We start from the raw sequence: 18,442 nt of genomic DNA on the forward strand, positions 1-18,442 counted from the left end.
TCTCGACCTGTCCGGTGTTGAAGGGTTCCCATGCGTCTTGAGCGCAGCTCTCTCCTGACACTGCTCGTCCTGGTGGCAGTGCCCTTCCTCGCACCGGCCCAGGGCCTGCCCGTCCCCACCGCCGAGTCCCGCACCCTCGAAGTCGACCTCCAGTCCACCGACGGTGGCACCACCGTGTCCGCCGAGGACGCCACCCGACTGGGACTCGCCACCGACGGAGGCGAAGCCACGCTGGTGCCACCCAAGTTGGTAGCGGACTCACCCGCGGCGTGGCCCGAGGGACTGGAGGGAACGCCCGGCGAAGTGGCGCTGGAGCTCCGGGTGGACGAACACGGCGCCGTCGCCGAGGTGAAGGTCATCGCCGCGCCCGGCGAGCCCCGCCTCACCGAGGCCGCGCTCCAGGCGGCACCGGGCCTGCGCTTCACCCCTGCGACGCTCGCCGGCGTGCCCGTGTCGGTGCGCCTGCCGTTCATCTACCGCTTCGAGCCTCCCGCCGCGCCCGTCCCCATCGCCACCACACGCCTCACCGGCGAGGTGCGCGCGCGAGGCACACGCCGTCCCCTCGCCGATGCCACCCTCTTCGTCGACGGCGCCACCGAGCCCTCGGGCACCGTGGACGCGCAAGGTCGCTTCACCCTGGAGCTGCGCCCCGGCACGCACCGCGTGGAGGCCCGCGCTCCAGGACACCAGCCGAGCACCTTCGAGGAGTCGCTCTCCGAAGGCCAGTCGCTCCAGGTCATCTACCGGCTCCAGCCCGGCCGCGTGAATCCCTACGAGACGGTGGTGCGCGATGACCGGCCTCGCACGGAGGTGACGCGCATCACCCTGCATGAGCAGGAGCTCCGCGAGGTCCCCGGCACGCTGGGAGACCCGTTCCGCGTCGTCATGCTGATGCCGGGCGTGGGGAGCCTCGCCTCGGGCATCAGCTATCCGGTGGTGCGCGGCAGCCAGCCCGCCGCCACCGGCTTCTTCCTCGACGGCGTGCGCATCCCCATGCTGTACCACCTGATGCTCGGGCCCGCGGTGATTCACCCGGACTTCATCGACACCGTGGACTTCTTCCCGGGCTCGCCGCCGGTGCAGTACGGACGGCTCCTGGGTGGCGCGGTGGAGGGACGGCTGAGCCGACCGCGCGAGGACCGGCTGCACGTCACCGCGTACGCGGACCTGCTCAACAGCGGCGGCTTCATCGAGTACCCCTTCGAGAGCACCGGCACCTCCGTCAGCGTCGCGGGCCGCGTCAGCTACTCCGCGCTGCTCATCTCCCTGGGCTCCAAGCTGCTCAGCGAGCCCGAGGCCGAGCAGGTGCGCGCCAACTTCTGGGACTATCAGGCGCGCATCGAACAGAAGGTGGGCAAGGGCCGCGTGCGCCTGTTCGCCCTGGGCAGCTCGGACGACGTGGGCTCCAGCCCGTCCACCCATTACGTCGGCGCCTCCGGTGGAAGCATCGTGTCCCGCTTCCACCGGGTGGACCTGCGCGGCACCCATCCGCTCGCGGGCGGCGACGCGGAGGTGGGCGTCACGGTGGGCTCGGACGCGCTCGGCCTCACCGGTCAGGAGTCGGAGCGGCTGCCGAGCGGCGGCATGAACATCCGCGACGTGGGCGAGTACGCGCTGCGCCAGACGACCTTCGCGATGCGAGCCGGCTGGAAGCGCCGCCTGGACGAGACGCTGGAGCTGGCCGTGGGCGGTGACGTGGAGCACCGGCGCGCCGCCACCGACATCACCGGCACCGGCATCCCTCCAGGCACCACACCCGAGGACCCGACGGACCCCATCAAGAGCCCCTCCTCGCTGGCGACCTTCGCCGGCGCATACGCGGCGGTGACCTGGGTGCCCACCGGGAAGTGGGTGCTCCAGCCCGGCGTGCGCGTGGACAACTACCACCTGTCTCCGGGCATCAACCACACGGTGGTGGAGCCTCGGCTCACCGTCCGCCATCAGCTCAATGACACGCTCGTGCTCAAGGGCGGCGCGGGCGTCTTCCACCAGCCGCCCACCGTGCTGGTGCACTTGCCCGCCGTGGACACCGCCAGCCTCCGCTACGGGCTCCAGGAGGGCCTCCAGTTCGACGTGGGCGCCGAGTGGAAGGCGCTGGACGGCCTGGAGCTGAGCGGCGACGCCTTCTACAACCCGCTCACGCGCGCGGTGGAGCTGGACCTCCAGCAGGTGGTGGAGAATCGCCGCCGCCGGGGACTCGCCGGCCCGGCCCCGTCCGCGAGCGGCTACGCGTATGGCTTCGAGCTGATGGCCCGTCACCCGCTGGGCCGCGACTGGTTCGGCTGGGTCTCCTACAGCTTCCTCCAGAGCAAGCGCCGCGTGCGCTTCGACCGCTACAGCGACGAGGACCGCGTGGTGAGCACGGAGGAGGGCACGCTGCCCTTCGCCTTCGAGCAGGCCCACGTCGTCAACGCCGCGCTCAGCTACAAGTTCGGCAACAACTGGACGGTGGGCACCGTGGTGCACTTCAACACCGGCCGCCCCGAGTCCGGCGAAATCACCACCCTCACCCAGCGCCTGGTGACGACGCCGGAGGGGCGCCAGGAATGGGTGCGACAGGACCGGGACAAGGCCGAGCAGTTGGACGCGTTCTTCCGCGTGGACCTGCGCGTCGCGAAGTCGTGGGCGATGGAGGACTTCACGCTCGACGCCTACCTGGACGTCCTCAACGTGTCGGCCCGGCAGGAGGTGATTGCCTATGAGTATGGCTTTGACCGGCAGGGCCAGGCGGAGCGCAAGCCCATGCGCCTGCCCATCATCCTCCCGCTCCTCGGCGTGAAGGGGACCTACTGACATGCGCCACCTGCTCCGCCCCCTCGCCCTGCTCGCGCTCCTCTCGACGGGCTGCGAGCGAAGACCCGAAGACCCCATCTTCGTCTATGGCCGGCTGAAACACCTGGACGGCTCGCCGAGCGTCGACACGCCGCTGACGCTGGAGCGCAAGGTGCACCTGCGCGCGGGCATCCCCGACCCGGCTTCGGAGGGTCCGTTCGAGCCCTACCTGGAGAGCCGCAGCGGACGCGCGGGGGACTTCACGCTGGAGGTCCTCTACGGCGACTCCATCGACGAGGGCTTCTCCGACTTCGTCCAGTATCGCTTCCGCGTCACCGCGCCGCTGGAGGACGGCCACGGCGTCTACAGCTCGTTCGTCTTCTATGACGACGTGGAGCTGCCCACGCTGCGGCCCTGGGCAACCCACCTCGCGCTGAGCCAGGGCACGGAAGGCCCCGAGCTGTCCTTCGACGCCGCGCCGCCTCCGCCTCCGCTGCCCGCCTCCGCGAAGCTCCCTGAAATCTACTTCCACGACAATGGTGACCCGACGTACGTCGAGCCCCTCACCCCGTACCCGGTGGTGCAGCTCCACGGCCCGGGAGGCCGCGTGTGGGAGGCACATGACGCCGCGTCACCCTGGAGGCCCCATCCGTATCTCCTGGAGGACTTCCCGGGCGTGGAGGCCCAGGTGCGCGCGGTGACGCTGGGCTCGTGGAACTTCTATCCGCTGGCCGCGAACAGCAGCAACGTGTCGTACCGCGTGGAGTGGCGGAGCCCTCGCCTGCCCGTCCCCACCGGGACGCTGCGCCCCATCAGCCGAGGCACCTCCTGCGGGCCGTCTCCCACGGGTGCGCCGTGTCCGTATACGGATGGCTCGCTCCTCCTCATGCGGACGGACCCGGACCACGACAACACCGGCGTGAGCGGCGTGACACTCGAATGGGAGACACCCATCCGTCCCCGGCGCGCCGTCATCCGGAACCTGGAGGTGCTGGCGGGCTACGCGCCCGTCATGCAGGTCCTCGTGGAGGGCAGCCTGGAGGGTGCCGCCTGGTCGACGCTCGCGGAGGTTGCCTATCGGAACTTCGACCCGGACGACCCCCATGGGCCCGTGTTCTCCACCACGCTCGATTCGACGGAGGCGGACAGCCCCTACGGAGACGGGCCGTTGGATGTGCAGCGCAAGGCGCGCTTCCTCGACGTGCCGCTCTCGGGCGACGCTCCCGCTCGACGGGTGCGCTTGCAGGTGAAGTCGCCGGACGGGACGGCCGTCTTCTTCATCTACGCGCTCGCCGAGCTGTCCATCTTCGAATAGGGCGCGCGGCCCCAATCACCCTGGAGAGCAGGTTGCCGCGTGGGGGACACGTGCTGACGTTCCGCGAGGAAAGCCACACTGCCTTGAAGGAGCAGGCCCTTGCGTACGATTCCCTCGAAGAAGATGTCCCTGTTGTCGGAAACCGAAGCCCGGCTCGTGTTGTCCAGCGCGCCCCGCAACGTCACGGAGCTGTCCACCCGCGAGCTGCGCGGTCGCATCCAACGCGCTCGCCGGCTGATGACCAAGTACGAGGACATGGCGCGCCGTCAGAAGCGTGAGGCGATGGGCCGGCGACAGCCGACCCGCTCCCGGCGCGCCGAGGGCAATGCCAACACGATGCGCAAGGCCATGTACTTCCGTCAGGCCATGATGCGCTTCGAGAAGCGTCTGGCCATGATGGAGCGCCGCGAGGAGATGGAGGCCCGGCGCATGCGTGCCACGCGCAAGATGGGCACCGCGCGGAGGGCTACCCGCAAGGCGCCGTCGGTCCGTCGGGCCACGCGAGCCACCGGGGGCCGCAAGCCCGTGCGCCGCGCGCGCACCGCCGGCCGCACCGCCACCACGTCCATGCGCGCGACGAGGGCCCAGCGCGCCAAAGGGGGGGCGCGCAAGCAGCAGCGCATTGGCGCCGTCCGTCGCAACGCTCACACCACCTCCCGCAACCGCCGCACCCAGGCCCGGAGCGACAGCCGGCGCTGAAGCGTGCGCGTTCCGCATCGGAGGGGCGACGGAAATGCTCGCCCACTTCTCGCATATCGTCTGGTGACGAGATGCCTCTCACGGTGAGGGGTATTCCCAGGCCCTCGCGCCGCGCGGCGAGGGGAACTCCAGCGCCATCCCGTTGCTTCCGGCACCGAATGGAATGTCTCCATTCGGGAGTCTGGAGCGCGTCATGTCCCGTTGGAGTGTCCCCAAGCGCTGTCCGTGGTGGAGTGCCCTGTCCCTGGCGGTGGCCCTGAGCACGGGCTGTGGAGAAGCACCGAGCGCCTCCGTCCCGGCACCTCCGGAGGCCGTCCTCCCGGTGGAGCTGGGTGAGGCCATCCTCGCCGTGCCGCGTGAGCTGAGCACCGCGCAGCGCCAGGTGCTCACCCAGCGGCTCCAAGGCGTGATGGACCCCACGGGGAGCGGCTTCTATCTGGCCCTGCGCAAGAGCGAGCTGAACGCGAAGTGGTTCCTGTCCGCGTACTCCAAGCAGCGCCACCCTGGCGGAATCCTCGGCGGCGCGGGGGCGTCGCTGGGCACGCGGGTGGTCAGCTTCAAGGAGCAGAACGGCAAGCTGTTCGTCTTCGACGTCGACGACCGCAAGCAACTGAGCGACGTGTTCGACCCCGAGGTCCTCGTCGAGGCCTACCCCATCATCCGCGACCATGGCCCGTTCAACCGTCTGCCGGGCTCCAGTCAGTACGTGCTCATCGACCCGACGGCGGGCCTCAACCGCTTCGGTGTGCTGGGCGACACCGCGGGCGCGACGGGCGTCCACTTCCAGGTGGAGCTGAGCTTCGCGCAGCGCTTCCGCCGCCTCTCCGACGGCATCACCTTCGAGCAGGTGTACACCGGCTACGCGGACCTGCCTGACGCACTGGCGACCGATTTCCTGGAGCCCAACGTCTTCCGTGCCTCGGGCACGCTGGGCATCGCGCTGCGACGGTACTCGGAGGGCCCGGGCTATACGCCCACGCCCATGCCCGCGCGTGAGTACTACCTGCGCAGCGCGGCGCGGCTGGTTCCGAACGCCGCGGGTACGACGGAGTACGTGGCGACGAAGTGGAACATCCACCCGGGCATGACGCCCATCCGGTGGCACATCAGCCGGGACATCCTCACGCTGCAACAGGACCCGCGCTTCCAGGACTACGACCTGGTCGGCACGGTGAAGCGCGGCATCGAGGGCTGGAACTCGGTGTTCGGCTTCCCGGTGCTGGAGGCCGTCGTCGCGGATGAATCCGTGAGCTTCGCCGACGATGACAAGAACGTCTTCATCTTCGACACCGACGAGCTGATGCCCTTCGTCTTCGCGGACTCGCGCACCAATCCCAACACGGGAGAGATTCGCGGCGCGAGCATCTACTTCGCGGCGAGCTTCATCCTGTTCGCCGAGAGCGAGTTCGAGGACGACGCGGGCATGGAGCCGCTGGTCTCCGAGCCGGAGCCGGCGTCACATCCCGCGCCCCAGATGTCGTGGTCGGGGATGCGGAGCCAGCCGCTGTGTGATTTGGACACCGCCGCCTCGCGCAAGCGGAGCACGGGGGCTCGGCGGCAGCTCACGGGGTTGACCCGGAAGGAGAAGGTGGAGCGCTTCCTCACGCACAACGTGTTGCATGAGATTGGCCACACGCTCGGGCTGCGACACAACTTCGCGGGCTCGCTCGCGCAGGATGGGAGCCCCGGCGGGCTCGTGACGTCCTCGGTGATGGAGTACGTGGACACGCAGGACACGGTCCATGCGATTGAGCCGGGCCCGTTCGACGTGCAGGCCGTGCGGTATCTCCATGGCCTGTCGTCCCAGCTCCCCGTGCCCGCGTTCTGCCCGGCCGAGGAGACGCGCACGGACCCGAACTGCAACCAATATGACCGCTTCGATGACCCGCTCACCGAGTGGTACGGCCCCGCGCTCCAGAGCGGTCAGGTCTTCATGTTGACGAGCACGTCCACCTGGGAGCGGCTGGCGTCGTACTTCAACGGGCGCATCAACCCCGTCCTCCAGTTCGTGCGCGCGGGGACTCCGGCGGCGCAGGTCTCCGCTTATGGACTGGCGATGGAGAAGGTCCGCCCGCCGCTGGTGATTCCCCCGGGCTCGCGCGCGGACTATCCGGCGCGCGCGGATGAGCTGGCCCGGCGCACGCTCGCGCGGCTGTACCTGGACCCGACGACGAGCCGGGGCTCGTTCACCGCCAACCCGCCCACGACACCCGCGCTGATGGCGCAGGTGCTCGCGGACGTCGAGGGCATCCTGCTCAACACGGATGGCGTGCGGAGCTACCCGGCGCGACGGACGATGGTGGACATCCTCAAGGCCCAGCAGTCGCTGGCGGCGTACACGCTCTTGAGCAACGCGCATGACGTGCTGACCGCCAGCCTCCCGACACTGCCCGCCGACGAGCGCTTGCAGACGAGGGATTTGGTGGCCCGCATCTCCGCGGCCATGTCGCCCTACTACCGCTGACCCGTGTCACGAGCCCGGCAAGGTGGAATCACTTGTCGGGCTCGCCTCCGGCTCCAAGCCACTCCAGCGACGAGTCGCGGACGCTGTCCGGCCTCCTGAGCCCTTCGTCTCAGGCCCGGCGACGCCGCGTCAGCGCGGTGAGCCCCCCGAGCGCAAGCATCAGCCACACCGCCATCGCGCCAGGACCCGAGGCACTGCATCCGCCGCCACTGACGAGCGGCTGCTCCGAGTTCCCCGCATCCGGCACGAACGGGCCCGCATCCGTCTCACCCGGTCCCGCGTCGGGAGTGCCCGGCCCGGCATCCGGAGGCTTGGACAGCGTGCTCTCATCCAGGTACGCGCCGCACGCCGGGTCCGCCGTGCCGTCCGCGCGGTGCGCCAGCGCGAGCGCGTACGCCCCCGCGCCGAAGCCCACCATCGGCACGTTGAACTTGTACGTGCCGTTCAGCTCGTCATACGTCTCCGACACCGCGAGGTAGTTCTTCAGCGACTGGTCCGTCACCCACTTCATCACCCGCTCCGCGCGCTCCGGGTTGCCCGCCATCCGGTGCGCCATCGCGCCCCGCAGGCTGACGATGACCCACTCCGCGCTGTCGTACTCGCTGCCCCACGGGCTCATGTCCGCGCCGCCCGTGTGGTCATAGCGGTCATCGTTGCGAGACCAGCCCGCGCCCGCCGGCGACGACAGCCGCAGGTCCAACCCGCGAATCGTCTCCCGGGCAATCTTCCCCGCCGGGTCGAACAGCTCGAACGCGAACGCGTCAAACACCGCCGAGTCCCAGTACCCCCGGCCCGACCTCAGCTCCTCCAGGTTGGAGGCCAGCGCGAAGTTGCTGTCCGTCAGCTTCTCCGCCATGGCACGGCGGATGGACTCGCCCGCGGCGCGGTAGCGCGTCGCACGCTCGGCGTCGCCCACGCGCTCGGCCAGCACCGCCGCGTCGCACAGGCCGCGCGCCGCGGTCAGGCTCGTGTACGCCCACGCGCGCTGCCGCCCGTTCCAGTGCGTCTCCCAGATGGACGAGTCCGGACGGATGAGCCCCGTCTCCGGGTCGATGATGGCCACCAGCGCGTCGCCCACCTTCGTCGACACCGTCGGCCAGTACTGGTTCACCAGCGTCAGGTCCCCCGTGGTGCGCTCGTAGTGCCGCAGCGCCCAGAGGAAGAGGCCGAAGCCGTCGAACTCCAGGTTGGGCCCCGCCTCGTTGAAGTCCGTCTCCTCCACGCCAAACCCGTGGTAGCGCGTGAGCGTGATGATGTACGGCGGCATCGAGTACGGCTGCAGCTCGCGCCAGTTCTGGAACCGACCGCTGTCCGCGTTCAGGTAGTACGCCAGTGCCTCGCGCGCGTCGCTGCGCATGCCCAGCGTGGCCATCGCCGCCGCCGCGTAGGCGCCGTCTCGAATCCACGCGTACGTCCACTGGCCCGGCGGGAGGCTCGCCAGCACCGCGCCCTTGCCCGCGTGCTTCACCATGCCCGGCAGCGTCGCCGGCGCGCCATTGGGCGCCTTGAAGCGCGTCAGGCGCGTCTCGCCGTCCCGGGTCAGGAACTCGCGCATGAACGTCTCGCTCTCGCGGACCTGCGCCATGTGCATCACCACCGCCGACTGGCGCACCAGCGCCTCCTCGTTCTCCACCACGCCCGTCGGCACCTTCACCGTGTCCGTCTGGAACGTCGCCCAGCGCGCGACCTCCGCCTCCACCAGCGCCTTCGCGTCCAGCGCGCCCACGTAGTCCGACAGCCACTGCCGCGCGGTGGCCGTGCCCTCGGGATTGCCGAAGTGCACGAAGGCCACGCCCGCCCACTTCTCCGCGCCCGCCGCGATGTCACCCAGGTTGAACTGGTACGCCGTGGCCCAGCCCGTCCCCGCCGCCGGCGGCGCCGTGAACTCCTGCAGGTCCTGCTGCCCTCCGCCCTGCACCACGTTGAAGCCGTTGGCCGCTCCCGTCGCCGCCGACAGCCACGCCGCCTTCCGGGTCACCGCCCCCAGCGGCCGTCCCACCACCACGCCCGCGAAGCCCTTCTCCACGAAGTCGTTGCCGCTGACCTCCACCGTCTCGCCGTTCTCGTCCAGGTCCGCCATCACTCCGGGCCGACCGAAGCCGACGTGGAAGTTGTGGAGCGAGAACACGCTCACCCCCGTGGACGCCGCCGCGCCCGTGTTGCGCACGCGCACCGCCATCACGAACGAGGCGTGCGGGACGGACTGGGGCGCGAAGACATACGTCGTCACCTCCAGCGTCCCCACCCGCTGCACCATCGTCGCCAGGCCCGTGCCGCCCGTCTTCCCAGGCCCCCACGCCGCATAGCCGCTGGCGTCCAGGTCCGCGTCCTGCGTGCTCAGCCAGCGCTGCGTCCCGCCCGAGCGCAGGCCGAAGAACGCGTCGAACAACACGTCGCGCGCGTGCACCACCTGCGGCTGGCCGCGCACGAAGACGTCGCTGCCCGCCGCGTCGATGACGGGCTCCTCCGTCGCGAAGAGGTGCTCGCGGAAGTGCGACACCTTCTTCTGCTCCAAATCCAGCATCACCGCGCCGTGCCCGTTCGACGACGGCAGCTTCAGGAAGGTGCGCTTGACGGCGACCTCCGCGCGCGCGTCCGACGTCAGGCCACACAGCAGGGAGGTCAGGAAGAGGGCCACGGCACGCGCGACGCTCGAAGTCGCACGGCCAGGGCCATGACACGGGTGGGGGAAACGCTTCATGCGGCGGATTCTGGAGCGCTTCCCGCCCCGGGCCAACCCAGGACCTCCCATCCAGCGCGAACCAAGGGTGCCCGAGGACCCGTCGCGCCAGGCCGCAACCCGAGTCAGCCACTCGTGTTACAGGTTCATCTTTGTCAGAATAAACAGACTTAACAGATTTAGCGGAAATCTCCATCCAGGGCGAGCCGGAGGGTTCGCACAGGAGGTCGCATGTCCCGTGTCCGAGGGTTGCTGCTCTCGTTGTTGCCGTGTCTCGCGCTGCTGGCGAGCCCTGCTGGGGCGCAGTCGCCCGGCGCGTTCGTGAACTGGGAGCATCCGCACGTCCACCCGTTGGAGCTGACGCCGGATGGCACGCGCCTGCTCGCGGTGAACACAGCGGACAACCGCCTGTTGGTGTTCTCCGTGGCGAGCGGCACGCCCGTGCTCACCGCGTCCATCCCCGTAGGCCTGGACCCCGTCTCCGTGCGAGCCCGGAGCAACACCGAGGCGTGGGTGGTCAACCACGTCTCCGACAGCGTCAGCATCGTGGACCTCACCACGCTCAACGTGAAGACCACCGTGCCCACGGATGACGAGCCCGCGGACGTCATCTTCGCGGGCTCACCGCAGCGCGCGTTCATCTCCTGCTCGCAGGTCAACCGCGTGCTGGTGGTGGACGCGGCCAGTCCGCTCGCCACGCCCACTCGGATTGCGCTCCAGGGAGAAGAGCCCCGTGCGCTCGCCGTCAACGCTGCGGGCACGCAGGTCTATGTGGCGTTCTTCGAGTCTGGCAATCGCAGCACGGTGCTCGGCGGTGGCAACGCGATGGGGGGCGGAGGGTTTCCTCCCAACGTGGTGAGCAGCAGCGTGGGGCCCTATGGGGGCGTCAATCCGCCGCCCAACTCGGGCAGCGTGTTCAGGCCGGCGAGGACGGGGAGCACGACGCCTCCGCCTCCCGTGAGCCTCATCGTGAAGAAGGACGCCAGCGGTCGGTGGATGGACGACAACAGCCGTGACTGGACGAGCGTCGTCTCGGGGAGCAACGCGGCGGCTTCGGGGCGTCGCGCGGGTTGGGACCTGCCGGACCGGGACGTGGCCATCATCAACGCGTCCACCCTGGCCGTGACGTATGCGAGTGGGTTGATGAACCTGGACATGGCGCTGGCGGTCCACCCGGGAGGCCATGTCGTCGTGGTGGGCACGGATGCGACGAACGAGGTCCGCTTCGAGCCCAACGTCAATGGCACCTTCCTGCGCGTCCTGGCCGCGTCGTTCGACCCGGCGATTCCGTCCGTCGTCTCCCGCTTCGACCTCAATCCGCACCTGACGTACCAGACCAGAACGGTGCCGCAGGCGACGCGGCAGCTCGCGCTCGGAGACCCCCGGGGACTCGCGTGGAATGCGGATGGGAGCCGCGTCTACATCACGGGCATGGGCTCCAACAACGTCGCCGTCATGAACGACTCGGGCGGCCGGATTACGCAGGTGGCGGTGGGTGAGGGCCCCACGGGTGTGGTGATTTCCGGGACGCGGCTCTACGTGCTCAACAAGTTCGCGGCGAGCGTGTCCGTGGTGGACACGGTTTCCAATACCGAGGTGGCTCGGGTACCGTTCTTCGACCCGTCTCCGGGCGCCATCAAGGTCGGCCGCAAGCACCTGTATGACACGCACAAGGGCTCGGGGCTGGGACACGTGTCATGCGCGTCGTGCCACATCGATGGAAGGCTGGACCGGCTCGCATGGGATTTGGGAGACCCGGCCGGGGCCGACAAGGCCGTGACGGGACAGAACCTGGGCATGGGCATCCCCGGGCTGACCACGAACTTCCAGCCGTGGCACGCGATGAAGGGGCCCATGACGACGCAGACGCTCCAGGACATCATCGGCAAGGAGCCGCTGCACTGGCGAGGAGACCGCGCGGGCATCGAGGAGTTCAACGGCGCCTTCCTCAGCCTCCAGGGGGATGACACGCAGCTCACCTTCATCGAGATGCAGCAGTTCGAGGACTTCCTCGCCACGCTGACGTACGCCCCGAATCCGTTCCGGAACATCGACAACACACTGCCCACGAGCCTGCCGCTTCCGGGGCACTTCACGACGGGGCGGTTCGGCACGGCGGGGCTGCAGTTGCCGAACGGGAACGCGGTGAGAGGGCTGCAGATGTATCGGCCGCCGCGGCTGTTGGACTCGGGGGCGTTCGCCTGCTCGACGTGTCACACGCTGCCCACGGGCCTGGGGGCGGATGTGCGGTGGACGGGGAGCCAGTTCGTTTCCGTCAGCGCGGGCCCGAGCGGCGAGCGTCACACGGGGCTCGTGTCCGTGGATGGGTTCACGAACGTGACGATGAAGATTTCGCAGCTGCGGAATCTCTACGAGAAGGTGGGCATGGACTTCACGCAGACGTCGAACCTGGCGGGCTTCGGGTTCTCGCACGACGGCAGCGTGGACACGATTGCGCGCTTCATCACCGAGCCGGTGTTCACGCTCCAGAGCAACCAGGAGGTCGCGGACATGGTGGCGTTCATGCTGGCGTTCTCGGGTTCGGACCTGCCCAAGGGCACGGCGACCACGGTGTTGGAGCCGCCCGGGCCGGACAGCAAGGACACGCACGCGGCGGTGGGGAGACAGGTGACGCTGACCACGGCGAGCCCCACTCCCGCGCAGGCGAGCACGTTGTCCACGTTCCTGGCGCTGGCGGACAGCGGGAAGGTGGGCCTGGTGGTGAAGGGGAACCAGGGCGGCATCGCTCGTGGGGCCACGTACATGGGCGGCGGGATGTTCCAGACGGACCGCGCGCTGGAGACCGTCGCCGCGTCACTGCTCCAGACGCTGGCGGTTGCTGGGAACGAGCTGACGTACACGGTGGTGCCGAAGGGCTCGGAGGTGCGCATCGGCATCGACCGGGATTTGGACGGGGCTTTGGACCGCGATGAGCTGGACCGTGGCACCCGGCCGGATGATGCGACGAGCCGGTAGGCCCGTGTGAGGTGCGCCGTGGACCTGGGATGACTGGGTCCACGGTGCCGCTTCAGAGGGAGTTGGGGGCCTGGCTTTCCTTCGTGCGCGGGACGGTGCCAACATGGTTGGTGCTGTGAATCCGCGCAGGGGGGGACATGCAGCGACAGGCAGAGAACGAGAGCGTCGAGGCAGCCGAGGACTCTGGGCCTCACCTAGTCCGCATCAAACACATGGATACGGGTGCGGTGACAACGCTGAGCCCTGTTTCCAGCGACCTCGCCACGCTGCTGGGACGCGCAGCACAGCTCTCAGCAGCTACTGAGCTACCCAACGTCGCTTTGTCCGTCGTTCAGGCCCAAGCCGATCTGTCCTTCGCGACACTGATGGGCGCCATTGGCGACTCCGCAGACCCGGTTTGTGACTGGGTGCAGAAGATTGCTGCGCAGTCCAATGGAGGGGAACTGCCTCCCCTCTTGTCGATGGCTCACCTTTCTCCCGAGGAGCTTGAGCGACTTGGGTCGATGGAACACCCCATGGCAATGATGGGGTCCCCTCTCACGGGGACAGCATCGGCACGACTCGCGCTCATGGAAGCCGAGCGGCTTCACACTAGGGTCTTCAACGCACCTCGGCTGATGCTTGACGTGCGCCATCTCATCGCGGCGATTCTGTGGCTACCCAAATTCCATGACAGCGACTTCCACAAGATGCGACTGGACCGACGGGAACTCCGCAAGCCGTTCGTTCAGTTCATTTCCTCGCTGCACCCCGACGAGGCGGAGCATTGGCATGAACTCCTTCGTCGGGAGAGTTCCGCTGAACAAAATCACGCTCCCACACCATCGGAACCAATTCCGCCACCGCCCACCGCGCCAACCCATCCCCTGAGCTGGTTGGACAACGACACGCAGCGCACCCTCTATTCACCTCGCTACGACGCGGATGGGCGAGAGAACGAAGACCTGCTGGACATCGACCGTGACGTCGATGCGCTCAGTGCGCTGATTGCCTCGCGCACCATGGCGCCGCCACTGTCCCTCGGTGTGTTCGGAGAATGGGGCTCGGGCAAGTCGTTCTTCATGCACCACCTGCGCAAGCGGGTGGAAGAGCTCGCGGACCGGGCCGTGAAATCCCAACGTCCCCAGCGGGAAGTCGCCTTCTACAAGAACATCATCCAGATTGAGTTCAACGCCTGGCACTACGCGGAGGGCAACCTGTGGGCCAGCCTCGTCGAGCACATCTTCCGCAACCTCCGCAAACGACACGACGAGTCCGAGACGGACATCGGCAAGCGCAGGGATGACCTGCTGACGCGGCTCGCCCAGCGGGAAGCGGAATTGCTCAAGAAGCAGGCCGAGGTCACCGCGAAAGAGGCCGAGGTCACCCAGGCGCAGCAGAAGGTCGGTGAACTGGAGCAGCAGAAGGAATCAAAGCGCGCCGAGCTGGAACAGGCCCTCTCCGAGAAGCGCACCCTGCTGGAGATGATGCCCGCCACCCTGAAGCTCGACGAAGGTGTCCAGAAGAAGGCCACCGCATGGCTGGACGAAACCGGCTTCAGCTCGCTGGGGCGTACGGCCTTCGAGCTGCGGGATGCTCTCGCCAATGCCCAGGCGGAGCTGCGACGGACCGGTGGATTCGTCGCATCCCTCCTGGACACGCGGAGCGGGAACAAGCGACTGCGTCCTCCCGCCATCATCCTGATTGGCTCCCTCGCCTTGAGCCTGGCGCTTCCGTTCGTGCTCGACTGGTTCGGCAAGCAGGACCTCGCGGGCCTGACGGCCGGACTCACGACACTGACCGGGCTCGTGTCTTCGGTGACGGTCTGGCTCCAGCGGCAGACAGCGTGGCTGCGAGAGCGGCGGGAGCAGAACGAGCAGCGATTGCGCGAAGTCGAGCAGGCCATCGAGACCGAGCTCCAGAATCGACTCAAGCCGCTCGACGATGCCGCGCAGGCCGCACGCGAGCAGGTCGCCGCACTGACCCAGGCGGAGGAACAGCAGCGAGCGTCCATGGCCAAGGCCCAGGACGAAGTCCTCCAACTGAGGCAGGCCATCGCCGAGCTCTCCAGCGCGCGACTGCTGGACAAGTTCATCGAGAACCGCACCGGCAGCGACGACTACCGCAAGCACCTGGGGCTCGTCGCGCTCATCCGCAGGGACTTCGAGGAGCTGTCCCGGCTGATGGAGGCGGTCAACCGCGATGAGCAGACGGACCCGAATGTCCCCGTCATCAACCGCATCGTCCTCTACATCGACGACCTGGACCGCTGCTCGGAAGACACCGTGGTGAAGGTGCTCCAGGCCGTGCACCTGCTCCTCGCCTTCCCATTGTTCGTCGTCGTGGTGGGCGTGGACTCACGCTGGGTGGCGCGCTGTCTGAACCACACCTTCAAGGACCTGCTGAAGCAGGAGGATGCGAAGGCGCTGTCCCTGGACGCGATGACGCCGGGAGCAACGGCCTACGATTATCTGGAGAAGATCTTCCAGATTCCCATCTGGCTGCGGCCCGTGAGCAATGACCACCGCTCCAGCATGGTGCGCGGGCTGTTGACCCGTCCTTCCTCCGAGGAGCACTCGCAGGAGGCCAAGGTCCTGGAGCTGAAGCCCGGGCTCGCCGCGGACAACCGTGGCACCGTCGCCCGGGACGACGGCGAACAGGATGCACAGCGTCCGACGAAGCCCCCGCAGGCCGCGAGCTCCGCTCCGCAAGCCGCGTCCAGACACGGCAAGCCGAAGTCCTCCGCATCCTCCAATGGCACCCGGAGCACGTCGGCTGAACAGGAGGAACTCAATCCTCCCAGCCTCGTCATCGGTGAGAAGGAGCTGGCCTTCATCGACTGTCTGGGCCCCCTGCTGAGCCCCACGCCTCGCGTGCTCAAGCGCTTCGCGAACACCTATCGCCTCATCAAGGCGTGTGTTCCGAGTGACGGACAGGCCGAGTTCATGGGCGAGGGACATGAAGGAACCTCTCCGTCCCAGGTGTGCCTGTTGCTGCTGACGCTCGTCACCTCGAAGCCGGAGCTCGCCGCGGAGTTCTTCGCGCTGCTCAAGCTCCATGAACGCGAGAAGGAGCGGCTCATGACGCTCCGAGAGCTCAGCACCCTCTCCACTGAGCAGGAGCCCATCATCCCGGAGCTGTTCGCCTGGCTCCACACCATGCCCCCCGCGTTCCAGAGCACCCCGCTCTCAGTGGTCCGCAAGCTCGTCCCCTGGGTCACCAGATTCAGCTTCTGGCAGGCACAGGCAAAAGAGGCCTCACGACGCCCGTCGCCTGCGCAACCGTGAGCGGATGCGGCTCAGCGCCACGGGCGTGACACGGATGTAGCTCGCGATATCCCGCTGCGACAGCAGCGGCGCCAGGTCCGGGTGCTCGTCCAGGAACCGCTGGTAGCGCTCCTCCGCGGACAGCGTGAGCAACTCCATCTCCCGCTTCTCCTTGCGCAGCCCATAGACCTCGAAGGCCCGGCTCACCGCCCGCTGCCACTCCAGGTGTCGCGCCGCCAGCCGCCGCACCTCGCCGTAGTCGAGCTGCTCCACCCGCGACTCCACCACCGCCTGCGTGGAGAAGCTGGTGACGCCCCCCGGCGCCAGCGCCACCAGGCTCGCGAAGCACGTCCCCTCCCCCGCGAAGGCCTTCACCCAGGCGCCACCCTCGCTCGTCCCGTAGACCATCTTCACCAGCCCTCGCGTGACGATGAAGATGCTCGGCCGCTCCTCTCCCACGTGGAAGAGATACTCGCCCTTGCACAGCGTCCTCGCGCGCAGCAGCGGCGCCACCGCGTCCCATCCGGGCAGCGCGCTCCCCGCCAGCCCTCGCAGCACCTCTCTCGCCGTCGTCACCGACACCTCTCGACGTAAACCCGGGTTAACGACGCCGCGCCCGCGCCCCGGAAGACTCCTCGCGCCGACTCAACGGAGACCCTCACGATGCGAGCCCTCTTCCTTCCCCCCGTGGTCCTGCTGGCATCCATGGGCCTCATGGTCCTCCTCCACAAGACAGCCCCGCTGCATGAGCTGTGGGGACGCCCCTGGAGCTGGCTCGGAGGCATCTTGCTGTTCGCGGGCATCGCGGTCGCACAGTGGCACGCCCGACTCTTCAAGAAGCTGGGCACCAACATCAACACCTTCGCGGACCCGGGCACCCTCACGCGCGAGGGCCTGTTCCGCTTCACCCGCAACCCCATGTACCTGGGCTTCGTCACAAGCCTCTTCGGCCTGGGAATCGCCCTGGGGTCCGCCTCCCCCTTCGTCGTGCCTCTCGCCTTCGGCCTGCTCACCCATTTCTGGTACATCCGCGTCGAGGAGCAGGCCCTGCTCCGAAAGTTCGGCACGCCCTATGTCGAATATCAACGCGCCGTCCGCCGCTGGCTCTGACGCTCGGCGTCGTCCCCATCGAGACGCGTCAACCCCCGGAGTCTCCTCGGGTTTCCTCCTGGGGCCCGGCGCCGACGGCTGCATCCGCGTTCAGCCCGGCGCCACCCCGTGGCGTCAGGACACAAGCGGTTGTCGCCCACGATGTTTCAAGACATGGGACTCATCGCGTTCTGTCACATGAACAGCCCTCGGTCGCCCAGGCCGAAGCGCGGGGGGGGAACACATGGTTTCGCTCGACGGGTCCACGAGTCTCTGGAAGACGCTCAGCTGCTTCCTCCGAGTCCTCATGACGCAGGTGCTCTATGTGGCACCGCTCTTCTGGTTCATGGAGCTGTCCCAGAACGTGGCCTGGCGCTGGATGAACAAGGACTGGGGCTGGTACTACCCCGAGTCCCCGTACCACTGGTTCTCCTTCGGCAGCATGATGCTCTGGGCGGGCTGCGTCGGCCTGCTGTGGACCCTGCACTACTTCTGGTTCTACCCGCGCCGCGTCAAGGTGTGGACCCGCGTGGCCGTGGGCGCCATGGTCTGCTGGATGGGCGAGTGGTTCGGCGGCTACATGGCGGCCAACGTCTTCAACCACCCGCTGCAGGTGTGGCCCGGCTCGCCGCTCGTCTACGTGCACTACGCCGCCATCTTCTTCTGGGTCAGCAACGTCATCGTCTACCACCTCGTCACCGTGAATGTGGTCGACCTCACGCCCACCTATGACGCGCCCCCGGATACCGGCGCGCAGGTGGCCTGAGTCTCCGGCAACCCGGCCCTCCAGGGCCATGCGTCGCCGTGGAGTGAACACACGACATGGAGTCCGCGCGAACACCGTGGGGCCGGCGTCTGGCCCCGGTCCGCGCGAGGCAAGGTGAGCGTGATTCCACGCAACCTGGAGGAGACCCCATGTTGAACAAGCTGTTCCTGTCCGCCGTGGTGATGTCGGTGAGCGCGTTGGCCGTCCTGGCCACGCAAGGCAACGAGGCCGCGAGCCTGGAAGGGGAAGAGCCCCTCTGTGTCGCCCTGGCCTCGGAGCTCACGCCCCCGGGCCCCACCGCCGTCTGTCGCAAGCTCTGCGAAGTCATGCGGAACGAGTGCGTCGCGGATTGCATGGGAGACCCCGTGTGCGGCTCCAGCTGCTTCGACTACTACATCAGCTGTTGCAACCGCCCGTAGCCGAGGGCGCCTGACGC

At 68.3% G+C, this 18,442-nt stretch carries 11 protein-coding genes; 9 read left to right on the plus strand and 2 right to left on the minus strand.

The window, feature by feature from the left end; all coding sequences use genetic code 11:
- The first annotated feature begins 30 nt into the window (after positions 1-30).
- The 4 genes from LZ199_RS38920 (at position 31) to LZ199_RS38935 (ending at position 7,250) form a co-directional block, all read left to right on the plus strand.
- On the plus strand, positions 31-2,793 hold the full coding sequence (locus LZ199_RS38920) for a TonB-dependent receptor domain-containing protein (protein ID WP_253998865.1): 2,763 nt from the start codon (positions 31-33) through the stop codon (positions 2,791-2,793).
- A gap of 1 nt (position 2,794) precedes the next feature.
- Positions 2,795-4,087: a hypothetical protein gene (locus LZ199_RS38925; protein ID WP_253998866.1), complete on the plus strand. Its 1,293-nt coding sequence runs from the start codon at positions 2,795-2,797 to the stop codon at positions 4,085-4,087.
- Positions 4,088-4,186: 99 nt separating this feature from the next.
- Entirely contained in the window at positions 4,187-4,786 is a 600-nt protein-coding gene (locus tag LZ199_RS38930) for a hypothetical protein (protein ID WP_253998867.1), read from the plus strand.
- Positions 4,787-4,979: 193 nt separating this feature from the next.
- The gene (locus LZ199_RS38935) at positions 4,980-7,250 is read left to right on the plus strand and encodes a zinc-dependent metalloprotease (RefSeq protein WP_253998868.1); all 2,271 of its coding nucleotides are present in this window, start codon (positions 4,980-4,982) and stop codon (positions 7,248-7,250) included.
- Positions 7,251-7,359: 109 nt separating this feature from the next.
- Here the strand turns inward: LZ199_RS38935 and LZ199_RS38940 are convergent, their stop codons facing one another.
- Positions 7,360-9,888 carry a glycoside hydrolase family 15 protein gene (locus tag LZ199_RS38940; protein ID WP_323390210.1) on the minus strand — a complete coding sequence of 843 codons (2,529 nt, stop codon included), beginning with the start codon at positions 9,886-9,888 and terminating at the stop codon, positions 7,360-7,362.
- A gap of 273 nt (positions 9,889-10,161) precedes the next feature.
- Between LZ199_RS38940 and LZ199_RS38945 the strand changes: the two genes are divergently transcribed.
- Positions 10,162-12,906: a YncE family protein gene (locus LZ199_RS38945; protein ID WP_253998870.1), complete on the plus strand. Its 2,745-nt coding sequence runs from the start codon at positions 10,162-10,164 to the stop codon at positions 12,904-12,906.
- A gap of 875 nt (positions 12,907-13,781) precedes the next feature.
- Complete coding sequence (locus LZ199_RS38950; RefSeq protein WP_253998871.1) at positions 13,782-16,172, plus strand: P-loop NTPase fold protein; 2,391 nt, start codon at positions 13,782-13,784, stop codon at positions 16,170-16,172.
- Here LZ199_RS38950 and LZ199_RS38955 read toward each other — a convergent pair.
- Positions 16,143-16,727, minus strand: a complete 585-nt coding sequence (locus LZ199_RS38955; protein WP_253998872.1) for a Crp/Fnr family transcriptional regulator — start codon at positions 16,725-16,727, stop codon at positions 16,143-16,145. The genes LZ199_RS38950 and LZ199_RS38955 overlap by 30 nt on opposite strands.
- An 87-nt stretch (positions 16,728-16,814) precedes the next feature.
- On the opposite strand from LZ199_RS38955, the gene LZ199_RS38960 reads away from it, so the two are divergent.
- From LZ199_RS38960 to LZ199_RS38970, 3 genes are all read left to right on the plus strand, one after another.
- Complete coding sequence (locus LZ199_RS38960; RefSeq protein ID WP_253998873.1) at positions 16,815-17,261, plus strand: methyltransferase family protein; 447 nt, start codon at positions 16,815-16,817, stop codon at positions 17,259-17,261.
- A 223-nt stretch (positions 17,262-17,484) separates the two neighbouring features.
- Entirely contained in the window at positions 17,485-18,006 is a 522-nt protein-coding gene (locus tag LZ199_RS38965; protein ID WP_253998874.1) for a hypothetical protein, read from the plus strand.
- Positions 18,007-18,155: 149 nt separating this feature from the next.
- Positions 18,156-18,425, plus strand: coding sequence for a hypothetical protein (locus LZ199_RS38970; protein ID WP_253998875.1), 270 nt, complete (start codon positions 18,156-18,158; stop codon positions 18,423-18,425).
- Positions 18,426-18,442 lie beyond the last annotated feature (17 nt).

This window comes from Myxococcus qinghaiensis, from assembly GCF_024198215.1.
In the GTDB taxonomy this organism is placed as follows: Bacteria; Myxococcota; Myxococcia; order Myxococcales; family Myxococcaceae; genus Myxococcus; species Myxococcus qinghaiensis.